This window comes from Anabaena sp. 4-3 (assembly GCF_001597745.1).
Lineage (GTDB): Bacteria > Cyanobacteriota > Cyanobacteriia > Cyanobacteriales > Nostocaceae > Trichormus.
In genome coordinates, this window is record NZ_LUHJ01000056.1 from 63,868 (window position 1) to 83,349 (window position 19,482).

The window sequence follows — 19,482 nt, forward strand, 5'->3', positions numbered from 1 at the left end:
CTTAGTACATCGTGCAGCTAGTGAGGTTTACCGTCAGTATAGGTTGTAATCTACTGCTATCTAAATCAGCATTTCATGAGAAGATATTAAACAGTAGTATTTAAAGAAGTTATCAGAATTCAAAATGCAATCAGTCGGGCATTCCTTCCCATCACTGATGGAAAATTACTCAACCTTGATTTTCTCTATAAAGTATTTAATTATTTAATTAAATCAAAATTAGATAATTAATAAAAATTATCAATGAACCAGGGATATTATTCTTGACATTCATAATTTTATGTGTATGAGGTAACAAAGTCGTTAACCTCTGTTTAAAGTTTCATATTTTTTAACTTTAAATTAGCTCTGATAGTCGATGTAGACAACCGTCTAATTCGATACAATTTATAGGCTGAGAGAGCCGAGGAGAAAGCAGTGGTCTTATTAAAAGGCTTTGAAATTGAAATGTACACCGGCACGCCTCAAGGTGAAATCGTCGGTCTCTCGGATCAGATTGTGGCAGAGTTGGATGGGTTTGTACGTGAACCAGATAGCCGTAATGTAGAATACACAACCAGTCCATCCGAGAATTATGAAAATCTGTTGTGCGCCTTGCTACGTCCTCGGCGCGAGTTGCGGAAATATCTGGAAAAATTGGGAGATTATACCCTCATTCCGGGGAGTACCTTATCTTTAGGTGGAAGCGATCGCTTTTTTCGTTCCGATCCCAGCAACCCATATCACGACTATATAGAAAATACTTACAACACCAAAGTAGTCACCGCTAGCGTTCATATCAATATAGGTATTGATGATCCAGAAGTGTTAATACGGGCTTGTCGCTTAATTCGTCTGGAAGCACCGCTATTTTTAGCCTTGAGTGCCTCATCTCCCTTCTTAGATGGCAAAGTTACAGGTTATCATTCCACCCGTTGGGCTACCTTCCCCCAAACACCCGCCTACGTTCCCCTATTTGAAAGTCACGCCCATCATATTGACTGGGTAGAACAGCAACTAGCAGCAGGAACAATGCAAAACGTGCGTCATTTGTGGGCGTCAGTCAGGCCAAATGGCGATCGCCGTCCCTACGATCTCAATCGTTTAGAATTGAGAATCTGTGATTTAGTCACAGATCCCATCGCCTTGCTAGCGATTACAGCCCTCTTGGAAGCGCGAATCTTGCAAATCATCGAAAATCCTGAAATTGAGCCGTTAACCCAAAGTATATTTTCTCCCGAAGAACTAATCACAATTACCACTCAGAACGAAATAGCGGCTGCTAGTGCGAGTCTAGATGCACAATTACAACACTGGCAAGATGGACGCAGCATCATCGCCAGAGATTGGATTGCTGAATTATATAAGGAAGTTTGGGCGATCGCTAAACAGCAAGGTTTTAGCTGTTTCCTCTCTCCCTTACACAAAATCCTGCGGGAAGGTAATGAAGCTCAACACTGGCTACAATTGCATGGAGTTGGTTTTGACTCCCAGCGAGTGATTAACCAAGCGATTACAGCTACCCGCGAACGGGAAATTGAACTACAAAACAAGTTGTGTTCGCCTCTAGTCGCATAGAGAGTTACCTGATTGCAGCGTGATTTTCCTGGGAATAGCAAAATTTTCAGGAAAATAAATCATCTTATTTAGTCATTAGTCATTAGTCATTAGTCATTAGTCATTAGTCATTAGTCATTAGTTTCTCTTCTCTGCTCCTCCGCTCCCCTGCTCCCCTGCTCCCCTGCTCCTCCACTCCCTATTCCCTGTTTCAACCTGATTTTTTCGTTTTAAAAATCTAATCAATAGGTACAGCTTGACAATTATTAACAAAACCTATGGTCAACCTCTGTCTATTGGTAGATTTTACATGGTAAAAATAGTTTTTTATACAAATAAAATTTCTCAGAAAAATGCCGCAGGTAGTTTTAGTTAATCCGCAAATCCCCCCAAATACAGGTAATATTGCCCGTACTTGTGCTGCTACAGATACAGAGTTACATCTAGTCGGGCCATTGGGATTTGAAATTAGCGATCGCTACCTCAAAAGAGCCGGTTTAGATTATTGGCCTTACGTCAAACTGCACTATCACAAATCGCTAGAAGCCTTTCAAAACGTACGTCAAGAGCGCGGTGGCAGATGGTTAGGATTTTCTGTAAGAGGCAGTCATAACTATGTTGACTACCAATATCAAGACGATGACTGGTTACTGTTTGGTAGTGAAACTGCTGGCTTATCACCAGAAGTTCTCTCAGCTTGTGATACCACCTTATACATTCCTATGGCTCAACCAGGGGTTCGCAGTTTGAACCTTTCCGTCAGTGTGGCTATAGGTTTGTTTGAAGCTCGTCGTCAGTTAGGTTATTTACTGTAATAGTTAAACATATTTTGCTTAAGTAGAGTTACTTGTGCAAAATATATATTTTCGTTACAAAATCAGGCTGATTGAAAAATCAACTTCTAAAATCAAGAATCAATTTAAGTAACTCTTAATACTGAAATTGATAGTGTCAAACGTAATTATACGTAAAAAGCCACAAATGTTGAGGTGGGTTGATATAAGAAATCTGTATATCAAATTCCATCCGATCTCGAATTTGAATGATAGATTTTGATGAATTCAAATTGTCTGATTTCAGGAACCAAAAACTTGAAAACCCTTTCTTATGAAGCATTTGAACTATTGTGGTGGGATAGCTGTCTCTGGGAAGCTAAAAAAATGTTGAGAGTTTGTACGGTTGCCTTTTAGGGAATAATCAACTTAAAGTCTCGTGTTGGGAAGACGGATCAGGGAAAAAAACCTTGAAGATATCTACAGCAAGGGACATCACTTTTCCAGAAGTCGTAACCAAACAACTGCTCTTGGCGTGACAATGTACCGGACATAATGTTGAGGTATTTTTCAGTCACACCACAAGCAGCAACACAGGCAAAGACAACTGTAAACAGCAAACTGTTAAAGGATGTGAGGAGCGAAACAGACAGGTAAGCAGAGCAAGTTTAAGTTTTGCTAACAGATGTGAACTTGTCTAAATCAGAGAAGCAGGATAAATTTTGCATAAGCAACTCTGGTGAATGTAATTTTGGGATATCGTGTGATGTGAACAAAATTATGGACAAGTATCAGGCTGGAAAATTGAGGTCAGTTAAGCGCTAGTGATCATAGGAGGTCGTCTTTGAAACGAGCATTGAAAAAAAGAGAAAAGGCTGTGCTGAAAAATACCCCTAGCAGCGATGATGCCCCGGCAGATCAGTTAAACATATCCAATAGTAAAATGATCCGTCGAGCGCAAACACAAGCCGCGATGATTGGCTTGGCCATCTCAATGGGAGCAACTGGTCTCTTGGTGACTCGGCAAGGCGATCAAGCCCAAGCAGCAGCCCCAGTAGGCAGCCAAAAAGCCGCCTCAACTATTTCTGCTGACTCTGATCAAGAAGTGAAATTTGCTGCCAGCAAGCTGGGCAACCCCATAGTTATCTCAGCAAGCGTGCCAGATAATCAGGTGATAGTAGAACCAACAGCAATTTCACAGGTGCCTGGGCTTGAAGCCAAATGGCAAGTTCTGGCAAGTGGAATGTCTGTACAGGCTGCTACCGCAGAGAACTTTTCCCCAAACACTGCCAAGCAAGAGCCATCTCCATCGGCGCAGACAGAGACTACAGCCGCCAAAGAGTCTGGAGAGCCACTTGCTAATGCTAATAGTGTGATTGTTGATCAAACTAAAACAATAAAAACAGAACCACAAACAGAAGTAGCCAATAGCACATCTGCCAGTGGCGAAATGAATGCTAAACTTAAGGCCCAGCAAGAATTTGCGCTCAATCGTTTACAAGAAAAATCGAACCGTTTAAGAAAAAGTCTGGCGGAGTTGCGGTCTGAGGAGTCCAAAGATTTATCAAAAACTACTACGCAGTTAACACAGCCTACAACTGTAGCAAATCAAATGCCGCCCCTCAGCACAAGTGGCACAGTGATCGAACAGTCAGCAAATGTGACTGCTGGTAGCCCAAACAATCTGGTATCAAGTTTAAAACAGCCGCAGGCAATTAATATCCCAGTGCAGCCAGCAGCGACAACTGCACCAGTGACATCAACAATTCCTGCGTCATCCCAGCAGAAAACCTATAACGTTAAACCTGGAGATACATTAGCGGCGATCGCGAAAAGACACAATATTTCCATCTCCGAATTAATTCAAGCAAATAGTCTGAGCAATCCTAATCAGCTGCAAATCAGTCAGAAAATTGTCATTCCTGCGGCTCCAGTCAACAGAGGGATTACCATTGAAACACCAGTGGTGGTTAATTCCCCTAGCCTAGAGTATGGCAATAATCCCGACAGAGCTACTTTTCCAGTCAGCATTGCTGGTGTTAACCGCAACTCAACCACTGGAGAAACATCAGTCATAGCGGATAACAGCAGAATCATCGTCCCGACACCAGCAACTAACAACAGCCCCACCCAAGCAGATGATGATCTAGTTGCGCCAGAAACAGCAGCTGATAATGCTGATAATGATAATATTGACGCTCAAGGCATGGGTGGAGAGACTCCAGTTCCATCAGATGTGGTGGCAACACAGCAGCGCAAACAACCAGCTAATCAAACAGCCACAGCCAAAAGCGATCCACGCCTCCAGAGCTTACAAGCAGAAATTCAGAGATTACAACAAAAATACCGCGCTCAAAAATCTGGAAATACTGCTATCCCAGAAGCTACCACTGAAAGCGAAAATGCTGCTGTAGCAATTCCCGTAGCTACTCCCAATAGCGTGACAGCATCTCAACCCAGAGCTAACCGCAAAAATTTAGCTATACCGATTGCTGTTCCCAGCCCACTTACACCGAGCTACGCAAATCAACCCGAACCCGTTAAGCCAGAATTTCGTGCGATTCGTCCTCTGAATAATGAGCCGATTAACCCGGAGTTCTTGTCTAACAATGGAGCTAGTCAGTTGAATTCCTCCCGCAACACACCGAGTCAACGGCTAGCAACACCTCCTACTGGTATCAATGCCAACGATTCTTTAGGACGGATGCGGGGAACAACTGTATCTCCCACCAAGCTGCCACCATTGGCAGCAGTAGACCAGTATTTACCACAACCAATTGACCAGGCAACACCACCTCCTTCCAACTCTTCCGTAGCCTATATTTGGCCGGCAAAAGGTGTACTCACCTCCGGTTATGGTTGGCGGTGGGGAAGAATGCACAGAGGAATTGATATTGCCAACGCCGTTGGTACACCAATTTATGCGTCTGCTGATGGCGTAGTCGAAAAAGCTGGCTGGAATAGAGGAGGATACGGTATTCTCGTAGATATCCGCCATCCTGATGGTAGCTTAACTCGTTATGCTCACAACAGCAGGGTCTTGGTACGAATAGGTCAACAAGTCCGCCAAGGTCAGCAAATTGCTGACATGGGTAACACTGGTTTCAGCACCGGCCCCCACAGTCACTTTGAAATTCATCCGTCAGGTAAGGGAGCAGTTAACCCCATCGCTATGCTACCCAGCCGTGGCCGCGTGTAGGTAGTATCTGGTTTGAATTTAATTACTTGATTGAGAAGAGGGAGTTGTACTCCCTCTTCTGCTTTTTCCTAATTTTGCCAAAATCCCCACCTTCATCGGGCGGGGATGGTGCTTCGGGCCAATCAAATGGTTTAATGTCCGTTGTCAGTTGATTTGGGGGTGGAATCGTCGTCTCACCCGCATTCATCCCACACCAGAGTTTCTGGGCGGGACTGTATGCGAACGCCCTAGGACTTAGGGCTGCTGATTTAGCTAAAAACCAGGCAATTCTAAACCACTGGTGAGTTCTTCCATGCGTTCCCGCATAGTTGCTGTAGACTTTTCATAGGCATTTTTCATCGCCACTGTCACTAGGTCAGAAAGCATATCTGCACCTTGTGCTAGTGCATCCGGGGAGATTTCCACACGTTTGGGTTCTTGGTTGCCACTGACAATTACCTTCACCAGTCCACCACCAGACTCGCCCTGAATTTCCATTTGCTCCAATTCTTCTTGAAGTCGCTTTGCGCCTTCTTGAACTTGTTGTGCTTTCTTAAATGCTTCGGCTAGTTCTTTCATTTTTCCTAAGCCAAAGCCAAATCCTTGTCCTTTTCCTGTCATAACTGATTGTCCGCTTGTGCTTTGAATAACAAATCAAATTCAATTATAGAGGTGGTCGGTAATTTGCCTATTTTTTTACCAAAAAAATGGGTTTGAGGTTCCCCGCACTTCTAGGACGGGGAGTATGTCAATAATAATTAGTAGAGGACGGGGACTGGAGACTGGGGACTGGAAATGAAGATTTATCCTCTGCCCCTGAAGTTCCCCTACTTCTTGTCTTTATCCCCTAGCCTTTAGCCTCTAGTCTCTCATCAAGCTGCTTGGAATTCACCAATCATTTTGACTTCTGGTTCTAAGCATATTGACCAGCGTTCCTGCACTTCATACTGGATATAGCGAATGAGATCAAAAATATCGCTAGCTTTTGCTCCTCCACGATTAACAATAAAATTGGCATGGAGATGGGCGACTTGTGCGCCGCCAATTTGATAGCCTTTTAAACCTGTTTGTTCGATTAACCACCCGGCTGCATAAGGTTTAGGATTGCGGAATACACTACCACAACTGGGGAAGTTGTAGGGTTGGGTACTCAGACGACGTTGTTTGTGTTGCTTGGTGAGGGCTGTAACTTGGGCAGGATCGGCTCCTGGTTGGAGTTGGAAGGTGGCTTGAGTCACGACGCGATCGCCACCTTGCAATAATGATGTCCGGTAGCTATAGCCTAACTCCGCCGGGGTGAGAGTTTCTACTGTCCCATCTGGGGATAGTACCTCAGCACTCACTAACATCTCTGCGATACAGCTATTGTGTGCGCCAGCATTCATTACCACGGTACCGCCCACGGTTCCGGGAATACCCACAGCCCACTCTAACCCCTGCCATCCTAGTTGGGCGGCTGCCCATGCCAAACTCGGTATTGATTCTCCAGCCGCCACAGTTAATTGACCTGTATGCTGATCAAAGTGACTGTAGCGCAGATGGCGAGTCCCAATCACTAAGCCTGGGATACCGCGATCGCTTACCAACAGATTTGAACCTGCGCCTAGGGTTGTCACTCTTAAGTTATTTGCTTGTGCATACTTGATGCTGGCTTGCAATTCCTCTAGGTTGCGTGGAGCAACGTACCATTCAGCTGCTCCCCCCACCCGATAAGAAGTATACGCAGATAATAAAGTTTGAGATTTAATCTCGCAATTAGTACCCGGTAAGTAAATGATTTGACGTTCAACTAAACTCTTGTTTTCCTGTTTTTCTACTGTCGATGCAGGAGATGAGCAGGTGTTTCCATCTGCCTGGTAAATTTTCATATTTACATCAATTATTTGTGCATTTTTTACATTTATCTGCCGTAGAAGCACAGCAATCGAGTTAATAGATAAAACCCTTGTGCAAGAAACGTTGTTGTGTCATACCAACCGCTTTATGATGTGGCTGTTGCAAGCTCACAAAGTGTGGTGATCATCTCAGGAATTACCTGATTTAAATTCCCCGCGCCCAAAAATAGTGCCAAGTCTCCACGGTGCAGATTCTCCAAGAGAAACTCACACACTGAAGACAAAGTTGGTTGATATACTACCTGTGGATGTTCTTGAGCAATTGCTGCTGCCAATTGTTCTCCACTGATTTGTCCCAAATTTGGTTCGCCTGCACTGTAAATATCAGTTAGCACCACCAAATCAGCATGGGTGAAAGACTGAGCAAATTCTTCTAAAAACGCTAATGTGCGACTATAACGATGGGGTTGAAAGATAGCAACGACTCTTTGCCCTGGCCTAGCTTGCAGCCTGGCAGCAGCTAGCGTCGCCCGCAGTTCACTAGGATGATGTGCATAATCATCTATGAAAGTGATACCATTCACTTCACCGCGAAACTCAAAGCGTCGTCTAGCACCTTCAAAGGTGGCGATGCCTTTGGCGATTTCACCAAATTCTAAACCCAAGTGGCGGCCTACTGCCACTGCTGCTAGAGCATTACTTAGGTTATGACGACTGAGTAATTTTAACTTCAACACGCCTAAAGCTTTACCTTTTTCCCATACTAGGGCGGTAGTACCATCAGCACGATAATCGATGTTAGTGACGGTATAATCAGCGTTGGTGTCTGGATGTAAGCTATAGGTGATTGTGGGTTTGAGGCGATCGCCGGAGGCGTTGCGTAGCAAATCGCGCACTGTAGCACAATCAATACTGCCAATTAAGGTTTTGCAACCTTGGGCAAATTTTTGGAAGATATCAACTACTTCCTCTAATGTGTCGTAGTGGTCAGGATGATCTAATTCAATATTAGTAATTACGCCGATTTCAGGTGCGTGCTTGACTAAAGAACCATCAGATTCATCGGCTTCAGCCACTAAATAGGGGCTGTTTCCTAAACGAGCATTGCCTTCCCAAGCATTTACCTCACCACCTACAATAATTGTCGGATCTACACCAGCTTCTAGTAACATATAACCAATCATGCTACTGGTTGTAGTCTTACCGTGTGTTCCGGCTACAGCAATGCTATGGTGATCAGCTATCAAAGCTGCTAGTACATCGGAACGATGTAAAATTGGACAACCTAATTCCAGTGCGGCTTTGTATTCTAAATTTTGAGAGTTAATTGCTGTTGAACAAATGACTTGAGGTAGTTTTGTCTTATCAGTAGGAACAAATTCTTGTGCTTTTAATTCTACTGCATTAGGCTCTCTCTGGGGATGAAAAAATTCCAGATTCCTAGCCTCTTGTCTACTAAAAATATGTGCTCCGATAGATTCCAACTTCCGAGTAATATGATTTGGTCTTAGATCAGAACCTGATACTGGCAATTTACGTTTTGCCAGGATGTATGCCAGAGCAGACATACCAATCCCACCAATTCCTATAAAATGAAATGGTCTACCGCTAAAATCTACCGTATTACTCATTGATAACTCCTCTTAAACACCACACCAACATCACAAATGACACGCGTATCATAACAGGATTTTGTTTTTTACCGTAACTACTTCCTATATCAAGTTCCACTTTGATATTCTCGGAAATTGTTACTGAGGTTTCGTTGATTGAGAATGATTTTACCTTGGTTGCAGGTTTTTGCTATTTCTAAACTGTTTTTATGATTATTCAGGAACTTTCCCTGACATCGGGAAAGAAATCCTTGTAACTTGAAATACATATTGGGAAATTCCTCACTGGTGTTTGCTACATTAGTATATTTATTCGTAGCTAAGTCGCTTGATATTTTTCATCAAGCCAAGGCATGAATTGATTAAAAGATCATTGGCGGTGAAAATGATTCTCAGTAGCATCATCTCAAGGCATAACTAGATGCAGCAACTGGCGATTTTTGGAGGCACATTTGACCCAATTCACTTGGGACACCTGCTTATAGCCGAGACAGCTTTGCATCAAGTACCTATAGAACAGGTAATTTGGGTGCCTTCACACCATCCCCCTCACAAAACAGCAGCTTTGTTTGAGCATCGGTTAGCAATGCTGCAATTAGCTACACAAGCTAACTCTGGATTTACCGTTTCACAGATAGAGACAAAACGCTCAGGAAATTCCTATGCCATCGACACATTAATCGATTTATATGCGTCTTATCCCAATAGTGATTGGTATTGGATAGTGGGATTGGATACCTTCCAAACCTTGCCACGTTGGTATCGTGGACGAGAAATAGCTCAAATGTGTAATTGGTTAATCGCACCCCGACTCCTAGGTGGTGAGAATATAGCTCAAAGTGAGTTAATATGCAAGCAAGTGAAAGAACAACTACAAGAGCAGTCAGTTACTATTCACTGGCAACTATTGAATACACCCTTAGTAGGAATTTCGTCAAGTTTAATTCGGAAATTTTCTGGCGAGGGCAGGTCAATTCGTTATTTAGTTCCTGAAGAGGTGAGATCCTACATCGATGATCACAACCTCTACAAGAGATAAATCTGAAATAAAATATGTTTTTTTTTATGGATCTAACACTTTATGGTTATAAATACTCTCCCCCTTTGCGATATGATTGGGGTCAAAGATATCAACTTATAGGCATAAATACAGAGGGCAAGACACTGTGATTAGAGTCGCAATCAACGGTTTCGGGCGTATCGGACGTAACTTTGCACGTTGCTGGCTAGGTCGGGAAAATAGCAATATCGACCTTGTAGCTGTTAATGACACATCAGATCCTAGAACTAATGCTCACCTCCTGAAGTATGACTCCATGCTTGGGAAGTTAAAGGATGTTGACATTACTGCCGATGACAACTCTATCATCGTTAACGGTAAGACCATTAAATGCGTATCTGATCGTAATCCAGAAAACTTGCCCTGGAAAGAATGGGAAATTGACCTGATTATCGAAGCAACAGGCGTATTTACCAGCAAGGAAGGAGCGTTAAAGCACGTTAATGCTGGAGCTAAAAAGGTGCTGATCACTGCCCCTGGTAAAAATGAAGATGGTACATTTGTGATCGGTGTGAATCATCACGAGTATGACCACAACGTACACCACATTATCAGCAATGCCAGCTGTACAACTAACTGTTTGGCTCCCATTGCTAAGGTGTTGCATGAGAAATTCGGCATCATCAAAGGTACGATGACTACCACCCACAGCTACACCGGTGATCAACGTTTATTAGACGCTTCTCACCGTGATGTACGCCGTGCAAGAGCAGCAGCTATTAACATTGTCCCCACCTCCACTGGTGCGGCGAAGGCTGTAGCATTAGTGATTCCAGAACTTAAAGGTAAGTTGAATGGTGTGGCTTTACGCGTACCCACTCCGAACGTCTCAATGGTAGATTTCGTCATTCAGGTTGAGAAGCGTACTATTACCGAAGAAGTCAACCAAGCCCTCAAAGATGCTGCTGAAGGGCCTCTCAAAGGCATTTTGGACTACAGCGAACTACCCTTGGTATCTTCTGATTATCAAGGTAGTGATGCTTCCTCTATCGTTGATGCTAACTTGACTTTGGTTATGGACAATGACCTAGTGAAAGTTATGGCTTGGTATGACAACGAGTGGGGCTATAGCCAACGGGTTCTAGATTTGGCGGAACTTGTAGCTCAAAAATGGGTTTAATTAGTCATTAGTCATTAGTCCTTAGTCATTAGTCATGAGTCATCTACTTAAGCAGATGGGTTTCAGTTTAGACTCTAGACTATTGACACTGGACTATTGACACTGGACTCTAGACTATCAAAATATAGTGGGAGCGTGAGAAACCCTGCCTTTTAAGGAGGGGATGTAGCTTGCTTCCTCGCAGGGGTAACTCAACAGGTTTTAACCTGTTGTTTTAATACTAGATTTCTGGTAAAATCTCGCTCATGATGTTGGCGAAAACCCCATAACAAAAAACATCATCAGTTAATTAAAAGTAGCCGCACAGCCAAGTAATTGGTCGAGGCGGGTAGGACTGTTTGAGCCAGTCAAAGCCCCTTTGGGGCAGAACAAACATTGCGTAACCTGCTTATAGCAGGTGCAGCCATATCAGTTCAGAATCCTGGTTTTTCAAAGCCAGGAGAGTTCAATACAGGGCTTACGCAACTGGCATATTAGTAGGGTGCGTCAGATATCAAAAATACGTTTATTGACAGTATTTAAACGGTCTGAAGCACCCTACAAGACATCTGTAATGTGACACTTGTGTAAGTCCTAATATTAGCTAAAGTGCTGAAATCCCTGGCTGAGACTGAGAACTTGGTCAGGGATTTTGCTATTTTGATGGTGCAATATAACTTGGGGATGAGATGTAATAGTCCCTACAATGGTGGCACCTTTACCTAATTGCTGTACCAAAATATCTGCTGCTGCTTTTGGTAAACACAGCACTAATTCAAAGTCTTCACCACCATAGAGTGCATATTCTAAAGATTTCTCGGTTGTTAACCAATTTTCAAATGCTGTGGGTAGAGGTATTTGTTCGCTGACTAAAACAGCACCAACTCGACTGGCGCGACAGATTTGTAAAACTGCATCTGCTAAACCATCACTGCTATCCATCCCAGCCACGGAAATGGGGAACAGGGGATGGGATTCTAAGATTTGCCAGAGGATGGGTAAGACATCTAATCGCGGCTGAGGACGCTGGTGTGCGGTGATTAAAGCCGTCTTTTGCTCTAGGGTGAGGGTTTTACCTATTTCGGGGTGTAAGAGTAGTTGTAAGCCCGCGTGGGAGGCTCCATGAACACCTGTGACTACAATTGCATCCCCGACTTGAGCGGCAGAACGACGGATAATTTTATCAGGTTGGGCTTGTCCAAAGGCGGTAATGGAGATGCTGGTGACAGGCGATCGCACCACATCGCCGCCGACAATTGGGGTATGGTGTTTTTCCAGGCATTCTGTCATTCCCTGGTATAAACTTTCAACCCAAGTGACGCTTAAATCCCCTGGTAGTCCCAGTCCAACGGTGATTCCCAAGGGAATAGCACCCATTGCCGCCAAATCTGATAAATTAGCAGCCGCAGCCCGCCACCCGGCATCTGCGGGGGAAGTGGTGACATGACTAAAATGCACACCATCCACCAGCATATCGGTTGTGACGACTAAAGATTGCTCTGGGGCTGTCACCAATACCGCCGCATCATCGCCAATAATTTCTGGAGGGCAGAAACGTTGTAATTTTTCTAAAAGTCCTTGTTCGCCAATATCTTGAACTTTAGTCATTAGTCATTAGTCATTAGTCATTAGTCAACCGTCAACACTCAACAGCCCCTCAGTTTAAAATCAGGGTATTGTTTAGGGATTTGTTGGGATGGTCGCAATACCAGTACAAAATCTCACATTTAAAGAATACTTAACTTATGATGATGGCAGTGGTTTTCATTATGAACTGGTGGATGGCAGGCTGGAATTAATGAACCCCCCTACAATTGAACATTTTTTGATTGCTAAATTCCTTGAGCAATTTTTGGATGCAGAAATCAAACGCTTAAATTTACCTTGGTTAACTTTTCGGGAAGCTGGGGTGAGGACGGGCAGAAATAAATCTAGGTTGACTGATTTGTGTGTGGTAACACAGGAGCAAGCTAGAGAATTGCTCAAGGTTTCAGCCGTGTTTGAGACACCGCCATTAATGATTGTAGAGGTGGTGAGTCCAGATTCCATCAAGCGGGACTATCGTTATAAGCGTTCGGAATATGCAGCTTTGGAAGTGCCGGAATATTGGATTGTAGACCCGTTAGAAGGGAAGATTTCTGTACTGTTCTTAGAAGAAGGGTTATATGAGGAGAGAGTATTTACTGGTAACGAGCAAATTGGATCACGGACGTTTGGAGAAATAGCGATCGCTGTTGAGCAGGTGTTAGCATCTGGGAGTTTGGGTTAAATGAAAAAAATTTGGTCGTGTTTGTAGTAAGCACTTTAGTGCTGATCAACTAAAGTGCTTACTACAAACTTGATGTATTTATGCGTTTTGGGGTTGAACTAAGTTTTCTATACCCTGAACTACGGAGGCTGATTCGATTTTGTCACCAGCTTTGAGTTTATCTAAAATCTCTTTGCCTTCGATGAGATAGCCAAAAACTGAGTAACGTCCATCTAGTAAGTTACGTCCGGCTGGGGTAAGTTCTGGTTCAAACAAGAAAAAGAAAACTTGGGAAGAACCGCCATTAACTTGGCTTTCGGGACGAGCCATAGCTAATGCACCAAAGGAGGAGAAGGGTAATACTGGCATATCCAAATAACGACCAGCTTGTTCTAGGGTAATACCATAGGTTGGTTTTTCATCGCCTTCTACCAGGATTTCTAGGGGAATGGCGCGATATTTACCTGTTTTGGGGTCAATAAAACCTTGTTCTTTTCCTGGTGGATCTCCAGTTTGTAGGACGTAAGATTCTTCTGAACGGGTAAATTCTAAACCGTTATAAAAACCACGTTGCACTAAATCGACAAAGTTACCAGCTGTGACAGGCGCGCTGTAACCATCCACTACTAAAGTTAAATCACCTTTGTTGGTTTTAATGGCGATGGTGGCGCGTCCTTGAAGTTGGGGAAGGTTACTGTACTCTTCGGGAACTTCAAAGGGGAATTCCTTCACCATTGATTCTTCTAATAGAGATACCAAATCCAGTAGTTTGGCTCTCTCTTGCAGAATTTGTTCTTTATCTTTGACTTGCGCCAATTCTTGGCTTTTTTCCACACCAGACTTCAAGTCATTAATCCAAGCTTCGGCTTGAGGTTGGCGTTCTTCCGGAACGCTTGCTAGGATTTGTGAAGGTTTATCAAGAACGCGGGATGCTTTACTTAGGTCTTTAGAGACAGCACCCCAGCGTCGGTTGGCTCGCAGTTGGTTAGAAATATCTTCTAGACTGGCTTGCAGTTCACGCACTGGTTTATTGTCTATCGGGAGTGCATAACGCAATAAAGCTTTGCCGTCAGTGATTGCATTTCCAGATGGCAGGGCGGCGTTACTGGAAGGAGTCCAGCCAGCTGTATTTATGCCTAAAAATATTGTTACCAACAGTATGACGGTGAGGCTGTTCTTCAGCCAGGATTTTAATAAATTAAACATGGGACGGCTCAAATGCAGCATCAAATTGTTGACTAGGCGTAACCCATCAATCATCTTCCCACAGTACGAGTCTTGAAGAGTTAGGAAATCGGGACTGGGGAGTGGGAAAGCAGGGGGGGCAGGGGAGCGGAGGGAGCGGAGGAAGCGGAGGAGAGAAACTAATGACTAATGACTAATGACTAATGACTAATTACCTAATTACCGCCCTGGAAGGGTACAATAAATGCCGATTGTCTTCCACGATTTAAAAGCTTCATGATTTCTAGTAACGATTTTCGACCCGGTGTATCCATTGTCTTAGATGGGTCTGTATGGCGAGTGATAGATTTTCTACACGTTAAGCCTGGTAAGGGTTCTGCTTTTGTCAGGACGACTATTAAAAATGTTCAAACTGGGAAGGTTTTAGAAAGAACTTTCCGGGCTGGGGAAACTGTACCACAAGCTACTCTGGAAAAAATCACGATGCAGCATACCTATAAAGAAGGCGATGAGTTCGTCTTTATGGATATGGAAAGCTATGAAGAGGGTAGATTGAGTGCTGCACAAATTGGCGATCGCGTCAAATACCTCAAGGAAGGTATGGAGGTGAACGTCATTCGTTGGGGCGAACAGGTGCTAGAAGTGGAACTACCCAACTCTGTAGTTTTGGAAGTGACTCAAACAGATCCAGGTGTGAAAGGTGACACTGCTACAGGTGGTACTAAACCTGCGACTGTGGAAACTGGGGCTACAGTCATGGTTCCTTTGTTTATTTCTCAAGGGGAACGTATCAAGATTGATACCCGTGATGATAAATATTTAGGCAGGGAATAAATTGTACTCATTTCTGAGTCAATCCCGATTTCAATCCCTCTAGGGGGATTAAATCCCTGCCAAACTTTAAGATTCTTAATTTACGGACAGGTCGAGGTAAGAAAAACTGTGCCATTGGACTTTAATGAAATCCGTCAACTGCTGGCAACTATTGCACAAACAGATATTGCAGAAGTCACGCTCAAAAGTGATGACTTTGAACTAACGGTACGCAAAGCTGTTAGTGTCAGTAATCAAATTGTGTCGGTTAGTCAAGCAGGATTGGGCGGTGTGGTTGGTTCGGGTTTGCCACCGGTTGTAACCACTGCAACCCCAGCAGCACCAACTCCAGCACCGGAGGTGGTGAGCCGTGTTGATAGTGCGATCGCTAGTTCTAGCGCACAGCTAGGCGGCAATCCTCCGTCCACAAATGACCAAAAATTAGTAGAAGTGTCTTCCCCGATGGTAGGAACTTTTTATCGGGCTTCTGCACCAGGGGAAGCACCATTTGTAGAAGTGGGCGATCGCGTGCGTAAAGGGCAAACTGTCTGTATCATCGAAGCGATGAAGCTGATGAACGAAATTGAGGCTGAGGTTTCCGGGCAAGTCATGGAAATTCTCATCGAAAATGGTCAACCGGTAGAATATAACCAGCCTTTAATGAGAATTAACCCTGATTAAGTATTAATCTATATAACAAGTGAGTCATTACTCTTAATGAATCATTGTTAAACTTTAATTTCTGCGGGTTAATCCTGATGAAACAAGCGTTGCCTGTACCGCCAGAAGTGGTGCAACAAGTAGCCGAATACTTCAGCCTGTTAAGTGAGCCGATGCGCTTGCGCTTGTTGCACTTATTGCGGGATGAAGAAAAATGTGTACAAGAATTAGTCGAGGCAACACAGACTTCTCAGGCAAATGTGTCTAAACACCTGAAGGTAATGTGGCAAGCAGGTATTCTTAGCCGCCGCAGTGAAGGGACTTGTGCTTACTACCGGGTAGAAGACGAAATGATTTTTGAGTTATGTAATCGGGTTTGCGATCGCCTCGCCACAAGGTTAGAACAGCAAGCCCGTAACTTTAGGGTGCTAAGTGGTAAAAATTAAATCAAGGGACTGGGGACTGGGTATTGGGGACTGGGTATTGGGGACTGGGAAAGAATTTCTAACTCATCTCCCTTATCCGCCTCATCCCCCTCACTCCCCACTCCCGGTATAGCTAAAGCGGATAATCTTGTTTATAGCTTTCACGGGTGAGAGGCTGTTGTATTTCTACACCTTCACCACCTAAAACTTCTAATGGTTGACCGTTGACTTCAATGTACACTTTGGCATTGGGGTCTAATGTTGTGGCGGTATAAACTATTTGACCTACACGACCTACCATAGAGGCACTACCGCCACCACTGGTAAATTCTTCAGATAAATTAACGTGAACTTCGTTCTGATTTTCTACTTTTAACCCTAATAATTTAGTTCCTTGGGGAATAGTAGTCGAATTTGTGCCTTCTGTGGGGCCTGCTAACAAATTTTGGAAAGCTGTTTCTAAAACTTGATTTGGTTGTGCAGCAGCGACTTGAATGGGTTGGGGAACTAATTCAAAACTTTTTTCGGTGGCTTTCAACCAATAAACGTTAGCGGTTTGTTCGTTTCCTGGTTGTTGTGTGGTTGACTGTCCCGATTGTGGGATACGTTGAGTTGGTGTTGATGGGGTGGGAGTTTGGGTTGTATTTGCTGTCAACCAAGCCACACCACCGCCAACTGCTACAACTGCGGCTGATACAGCTGCAATTACGCCTGATGATATACGGTTTGATCCTTGTTGATTAGTCATAATTTAAAACCTTCCTGACTGATGGCTGATAGAGTGTTTATTGGTGAACAGCAGCCTGGTTGAAGACGATATTTATAAATAGAGAGTTTCCTAAAACTTTAAGGATAGCTAATTAGTTAAAATGCTGCACTGGCTGATCTGAGCAACTTTATTGTCAATTTTATAACTGCTACTTCTCATCCGTCACCTACCAAATTATGTAAATCTGTAAATCTGATTTACTGCTAAATTATGAACATTTTTAGGAATAATCCAGAAGAACGCAGAGAAAAACTGATGATTTATGACTCTGCGTCCTTCAGCTTTTAGTTTTTATTGCCTGTAGCTGTGGCAATCCATTGTTTTAGTGTAGTAATAACCTCCTCAATGGGAATTTCTTGAGATTGACGAGTGGCTCTTTCTACTACTTCAACTTTGCCGTTGTTAATTGCTCGTCCTGTGACAATTCTATAAGGTATGCCGATTAAATCAGCATCTTTGAATTTTACTCCGGCGCGTTCATTGCGGTCATCTAATAATGTTTCTACTCCTGATTGATTCAGTTCGGTGTAAAGTTTTTCCGCAATTTCTACTTGTTGAGCGTCATTAATGTTAGGAATTGTCACAATGGCATGATAAGGTGCGATCGCTACAGGCCAAATTATGCCATCTTTATCGTAAGATTGCTCTACGGCTGACTGTGCCAAACGAGATACACCCACACCATAACAACCCATAACTAAAGGTTTTTCTTCACCCTGTTCATTAGTATAGGTTGCGCCCATTGCTTGGGAGTATTTTATGCCTAATTGGAAGATATGACCAACTTCTATACCTCTGGCACTTTTTAAGATTTGTTGCGAGTCATGCAGGGCGCGATCGCCTGGTCTAGCTTTGCGGACATCTACTATACTTGTTGATAGTTGAAATTGCTCACCCCAATTCGCACCAACAACGTGATAACCAGTTTCATTCGCTCCAGTAATGAAGTTTTTTAACTCAACGGCAGTTTGATCAACTAACCGGACAAATTTTGGATGAATTTGTTTGTTGCTGGCGATATAATCATCAGCAATATCAGGAGCAATGTAACCTAAAGGTAAAGATTTCGCCGCCCAAGCTTGTTGAGTTTCCGCACTGGGAACACTTAAAGATAGTATTGTTTTTGCACCGTAATTAGTAGCTAATTTCGTCAATTCGTTCTGTAATTTGACTTCATTAACTTCCTGATCACCGCGAATACTTACCAGTACCAAAACCGTCAGACCATTATCATATACTGTTTGATAAAGGACGTTTTTCACGACTTGAGTCGGAGAAGCGTTGAGAAATTTACAAACTGTTTCGATGGTGTCTGTTCCTGGTGTTTCCCGCTTTGCAAAAGTGGTAAATTGGGAAGGTTCAGCATCCGCAGGTAAGGAAACGGCTTTTTCCACGTTAGCGGCGTACTTACCATCATCGGTGTAGAGAACTTCATCTTCTCCCGCTTCCGCCAATACCATAAATTCTGTCGAACCAGAACCACCGATAGCACCAGAGTCAGCTTCTACGGGACGAAAAGCTAAACCTGCCCGTCGCAGCATATTGCTGTAGGCTTGATACATATCTTGATAGGTTTTTTTCAGGCTGTCTTCATCGGCGTGAAAAGAGTAGCCATCCTTCATGATAAATTCTCGACCACGCATTAAACCGAAGCGGGGACGAATTTCATCACGGAATTTAGTTTGAATTTGGTAGAGATGCTGGGGTAGCTGACGATAAGAGCGAATCATATCACGAGCGATCGCTGTAATCACTTCCTCATGAGTCGGCCCTAACCCTAATTGTTGCTCACGGCGGTCAATTAGGGAAAACATAATTCCTTCAGCTTTGGTGTAAGTATCCCAACGTCCCGACTCCTTCCATAAATCAGAGGGTTGGAGTTGGGGAAGTAAACATTCCTGTGCGCCTGTGGCGTTCATTTCTTCCCGCACAATTTGAGAAACCTTTTGCAGTACGCGCCACATCAAAGGCATATAAGCATAAATACCGCCACCGATGCGACGAATGTAACCAGCACGTAGTAATAACTTATGGCTAGGAATCTCCGCATCAGCCGGATCATCCCGTAGGGTGACGAATAACATTTGTGACAGTCGCATCGTTTATTCTTTAACTCCTGATTGCAAAATCGCTAATTTCTGTATCAACTTCAGTACGAAATATCGACCATGAAGTATGAAGTACAAAGTATAGGTTATTATTTATTGTCTCAATTAAGGGTGTAAGGGTGTAAGGGTGTACGGGTGCAGGGGAGAATTACTATTCACTAATACCCAATACCCCATTCC

General features: G+C 43.5%; 16 protein-coding genes. 9 read left to right on the forward strand and 7 right to left on the reverse strand.

The genetic code is table 11. The features are described from left to right. Window positions 1-417 precede the first annotated feature (417 nt). The 3 genes from gshA (at window position 418) to A3775_RS15000 (ending at window position 5,508) form a co-directional block, all read left to right on the forward strand. Window positions 418-1,557 carry a glutamate--cysteine ligase gene (gene gshA, locus A3775_RS14990; protein ID WP_066425631.1) on the forward strand — a complete coding sequence of 380 codons (1,140 nt, stop codon included), beginning with the start codon at window positions 418-420 and terminating at the stop codon, window positions 1,555-1,557. A 332-nt stretch (window positions 1,558-1,889) separates the two neighbouring features. Beyond that, complete coding sequence (locus A3775_RS14995; protein ID WP_066384352.1) at window positions 1,890-2,351, forward strand: tRNA (cytidine(34)-2'-O)-methyltransferase; 462 nt, start codon at window positions 1,890-1,892, stop codon at window positions 2,349-2,351. An 802-nt stretch (window positions 2,352-3,153) separates the two neighbouring features. Beyond that, on the forward strand, window positions 3,154-5,508 hold the full coding sequence (locus A3775_RS15000; protein WP_066384354.1) for a peptidoglycan DD-metalloendopeptidase family protein: 2,355 nt from the start codon (window positions 3,154-3,156) through the stop codon (window positions 5,506-5,508). Between the two features lie 252 nt (window positions 5,509-5,760). On the opposite strand, the gene A3775_RS15005 is transcribed toward A3775_RS15000, so the two are convergent. The 3 genes from A3775_RS15005 to murC all read right to left on the reverse strand — a co-directional run bounded on the left by A3775_RS15005 (window position 5,761) and on the right by murC (window position 8,953). After that, a complete protein-coding gene (locus A3775_RS15005) occupies window positions 5,761-6,108 on the reverse strand; it encodes a YbaB/EbfC family nucleoid-associated protein (RefSeq protein WP_015141415.1) in 348 nt (115 codons plus the stop codon). A 251-nt stretch (window positions 6,109-6,359) separates the two neighbouring features. Further along, window positions 6,360-7,355, reverse strand: a complete 996-nt coding sequence (gene murB / locus A3775_RS15010) for a UDP-N-acetylmuramate dehydrogenase (RefSeq protein ID WP_066384358.1) — start codon at window positions 7,353-7,355, stop codon at window positions 6,360-6,362. A 113-nt stretch (window positions 7,356-7,468) separates the two neighbouring features. Then, window positions 7,469-8,953, reverse strand: a complete 1,485-nt coding sequence (gene murC / locus A3775_RS15015; protein ID WP_066384368.1) for a UDP-N-acetylmuramate--L-alanine ligase — start codon at window positions 8,951-8,953, stop codon at window positions 7,469-7,471. Window positions 8,954-9,356: 403 nt separating this feature from the next. Here murC and nadD point away from each other — a divergent pair, with 403 nt between their 5' ends. Then, window positions 9,357-9,974, forward strand: coding sequence for a nicotinate (nicotinamide) nucleotide adenylyltransferase (gene nadD, locus A3775_RS15020; protein WP_066384370.1), 618 nt, complete (start codon window positions 9,357-9,359; stop codon window positions 9,972-9,974). A gap of 127 nt (window positions 9,975-10,101) precedes the next feature. Beyond that, window positions 10,102-11,115, forward strand: a complete 1,014-nt coding sequence (locus A3775_RS15025) for a type I glyceraldehyde-3-phosphate dehydrogenase (RefSeq protein ID WP_066425633.1) — start codon at window positions 10,102-10,104, stop codon at window positions 11,113-11,115. 579 nt (window positions 11,116-11,694) lie between these two features. On the opposite strand, the gene thiL is transcribed toward A3775_RS15025, so the two are convergent. Next, window positions 11,695-12,702, reverse strand: coding sequence for a thiamine-phosphate kinase (gene thiL, locus A3775_RS15030; protein ID WP_066425637.1), 1,008 nt, complete (start codon window positions 12,700-12,702; stop codon window positions 11,695-11,697). Window positions 12,703-12,790: 88 nt separating this feature from the next. Here thiL and A3775_RS15035 point away from each other — a divergent pair, with 88 nt between their 5' ends. Beyond that, the gene (locus tag A3775_RS15035; RefSeq protein ID WP_066425639.1) at window positions 12,791-13,363 is read left to right on the forward strand and encodes a Uma2 family endonuclease; all 573 of its coding nucleotides are present in this window, start codon (window positions 12,791-12,793) and stop codon (window positions 13,361-13,363) included. A 78-nt stretch (window positions 13,364-13,441) separates the two neighbouring features. Here A3775_RS15035 and A3775_RS15040 read toward each other — a convergent pair whose 3' ends face one another. After that, complete coding sequence (locus A3775_RS15040; RefSeq protein WP_082803762.1) at window positions 13,442-14,548, reverse strand: peptidylprolyl isomerase; 1,107 nt, start codon at window positions 14,546-14,548, stop codon at window positions 13,442-13,444. A gap of 255 nt (window positions 14,549-14,803) precedes the next feature. Here A3775_RS15040 and efp point away from each other — a divergent pair, with 255 nt between their 5' ends. The 3 genes from efp to A3775_RS15055 all read left to right on the forward strand — a co-directional run bounded on the left by efp (window position 14,804) and on the right by A3775_RS15055 (window position 16,446). Continuing rightward, window positions 14,804-15,361 (forward strand): elongation factor P, encoded by a 558-nt coding sequence (gene efp / locus A3775_RS15045; protein WP_066384381.1) that lies wholly within the window; start codon window positions 14,804-14,806, stop codon window positions 15,359-15,361. A 108-nt stretch (window positions 15,362-15,469) separates the two neighbouring features. Next, window positions 15,470-16,021 carry an acetyl-CoA carboxylase biotin carboxyl carrier protein gene (gene accB, locus A3775_RS15050; RefSeq protein WP_066384383.1) on the forward strand — a complete coding sequence of 184 codons (552 nt, stop codon included), beginning with the start codon at window positions 15,470-15,472 and terminating at the stop codon, window positions 16,019-16,021. A 77-nt stretch (window positions 16,022-16,098) separates the two neighbouring features. Beyond that, window positions 16,099-16,446 carry a metalloregulator ArsR/SmtB family transcription factor gene (locus A3775_RS15055; protein ID WP_066384385.1) on the forward strand — a complete coding sequence of 116 codons (348 nt, stop codon included), beginning with the start codon at window positions 16,099-16,101 and terminating at the stop codon, window positions 16,444-16,446. A gap of 112 nt (window positions 16,447-16,558) precedes the next feature. Here the strand turns inward: A3775_RS15055 and A3775_RS15060 are convergent, their stop codons facing one another. Together A3775_RS15060 and A3775_RS15065 are read right to left on the reverse strand one after the other, a co-directional pair. Next, window positions 16,559-17,173: a GerMN domain-containing protein gene (locus A3775_RS15060; protein WP_066425641.1), complete on the reverse strand. Its 615-nt coding sequence runs from the start codon at window positions 17,171-17,173 to the stop codon at window positions 16,559-16,561. Window positions 17,174-17,478: 305 nt separating this feature from the next. Then, window positions 17,479-19,293, reverse strand: a complete 1,815-nt coding sequence (locus A3775_RS15065; protein WP_066384388.1) for a proline--tRNA ligase — start codon at window positions 19,291-19,293, stop codon at window positions 17,479-17,481. Window positions 19,294-19,482 lie beyond the last annotated feature (189 nt).